At 36.5% G+C, this 2,322-nt stretch carries 3 protein-coding genes; 1 reads left to right on the top strand and 2 read right to left on the bottom strand.

Annotated elements, in window-relative coordinates:
- The coding region (locus tag E1171_RS02620) for a hypothetical protein (protein WP_155203798.1) at window positions 1-276 on the bottom strand (276 nt) is incomplete at its 3' end.
- A gap of 240 nt (window positions 277-516) precedes the next feature.
- Between E1171_RS02620 and E1171_RS02615 the strand changes: the two genes are divergently transcribed.
- Entirely contained in the window at window positions 517-1,890 is a 1,374-nt protein-coding gene (locus E1171_RS02615; RefSeq protein ID WP_155203796.1) for a cystathionine beta-synthase, read from the top strand.
- A gap of 54 nt (window positions 1,891-1,944) precedes the next feature.
- Here the strand turns inward: E1171_RS02615 and E1171_RS02610 are convergent.
- Window positions 1,945-2,322 (bottom strand): hypothetical protein (locus tag E1171_RS02610; RefSeq protein ID WP_222931349.1); only part of this gene is annotated, 378 nt, incomplete at its 5' end.

The raw sequence follows: 2,322 nt of genomic DNA, 5'->3' as shown, positions 1-2,322 counted from the left end.
GTCATCCAAATACTCGTCTTCTTCTCTACAGTGAAGGTTAAAAAGGGTGCCTTTAGTTCCATCCTTACAGTGGACGGCATAAATAAAAAAATCATCATAAGGGTTTTCCTTATTTTCGATACGATATTCTTTAATGGTTTTTATTTGGCTGCTTAGGTAAATCGCATGACTTCTTTCTTCCACCAAATGATTATGGGAAAACCTAAACTCCTTAGTGAAACCCTCTTTTTTCAATTCTTTAATCTTTTCGGAAATGGGAGTATTATAAGGTTTCATATTTCTTTTTATTTCGTTTTAACTCTATACATAATAATAACGTTTAAAGCCTTTGCTAATTTGAGGTTTGGGTAAGGGGAAAGATTGACATTTTGGGGATAAGAAGGAGGGCTAAGTATCGTTTTATTACTGAAAAAGAGAAAGATGGGAAGATATACCCACTTGAATGTGAAATTTTGAAAGAATTCTTCCTAATTTTGCTTCACCTTCTTCTTATCGAAATATATTAACATATTTTTTATGTACTACAATTCCATAATAGAAACAATTGGAAACACACCCTTGATCAAATTGAATAAGGTTTGTGAGGGTGTAAAGGGAACAATCCTGGTGAAAGCCGAATATTTTAACCCGGGACATTCTATGAAAGACCGGATGGCTTTGAAAATGATTGAAGAAGCCGAAAAAGCAGGTATACTGAAGCCAGGAGGGACTATCATCGAAGGAACTTCTGGAAATACAGGAATGGGCCTGGCTTTGGTAGCCATTTCCAAAGGTTATAAATGTATTTTTACATTGGCTGATAAACAATCGCAAGAAAAGATAGATATATTGCGTGCAGTGGGTGCTGAGGTAATTGTTTGCCCTACTAATGTGGAACCGGATGATCCACGTTCATATTATTCAGTGGCAAAAAAACTCAATCAGGAAATCCCTAATTCCTTTTATCCGAATCAGTATGATAATCCTGGTAATGCCCAGGCGCATTATGAAACTACCGGTCCTGAAATTTGGGAACAAACCGAAGGTAAAATAACCCATTATGCAGCTGGTGTGGGTACAGGAGGTTCAATGTGTGGAACGGCTAAATTTTTGAAGGAGCAAAATTCCGATATTATTTCAGTGGGAATTGACAGTTACGGTTCTGTCTTTAAGAAATACAAGGAAACGGGGGTTTTTGATGAGAATGAAATTTATCCTTACCTAACAGAGGGAATTGGAGAAGACATTTTGCCAAAAAATGTGAACTTTGACCTGATTGATCGCTTTGTTAAAGTTACCGATAAAGACGGCGCTATTATGACCAGGCGATTGGCTCGTGAAGAAGGAATCTTCGTTGGTTGGTCAAGTGGTTCTGCCGTACATGGTGCCATTGAATACGCTAAAGAAAACTTGAAAGAGGATGATGTAATGGTCATTATTTTGCCTGACCACGGTACACGCTATGTAGGAAAAGTGTTCAATGACAACTGGATGAAAGAGCACGGATTCCTTGAAAAACGTGAATTTGCCACAGCAGAGGATGTCATTAGACAGAAAAATGGACAGGATACCCTTTTGACAGTTTCTGATGATATGAAAATTGGAGAGGCTGTAAAATTATTAAATGATCGTGGGGTTTCCCAATTGCCAGTTACGGATAATGAAAATCATTTTGTAGGTAGTGTATCGGATAGTAAAGTCCTTACTCTTTTGATTGAAGATCCTGAATTAAAGGAACAAGCTGTAAAGAAAGTAATGGATAAACCATTACAATTTGTAGCAATGAATGAGACCTTGGATGTTCTGACTTCTTACTTAAATGGTGAAAAACCCGCTGTATTGGTAAGGGATGAGAAAAATAGGGTTCACATTATTACCAAGCATGATCTTTTGATGGCTGTGACCAATTAAAGAGATTAATGAATTTACCAATATCTAAAAGCCTCAGCAATTCTGAGGCTTTTTTTAATCCTTAATTTCTAAAAAGAAAGCTAGAGGAAGGTGGGAGCATTCTTCATGAAATGAAGTTTTTTCTGAAGTCTCTTTAAAAGTGGCCATTCTGGCTTTAAAAGATATGGTTTCCCCTTTTATGGAATATTTGGCAGGAAGATTAATGAGCTCGATTACATTTGAATAGGTCGTTTTACTCTTTTGGTCATACCAAGCTAAAGCCCCCAACTTTTCTTCAGAAAGTTGAATTAGCCAAGTGTTTTTTCCTTCACAACTTTTCTCCAATATTTTTCCCTTCACTTCCACAGGGTTTTCTGGATTTACCTCTTCCATTAAAGTACAATTACTGGAAAACAACATAATAAAAAGAAGGGCTTTGGTAATTATTTTTTT

Origin of the sequence: Xanthovirga aplysinae (assembly GCF_009711365.1) — a bacterium.
Classification (GTDB): Bacteria; Bacteroidota; Bacteroidia; order Cytophagales; family Cyclobacteriaceae; genus Xanthovirga; species Xanthovirga aplysinae.
This window is presented reverse-complemented; position numbering and strand designations above follow the sequence as displayed.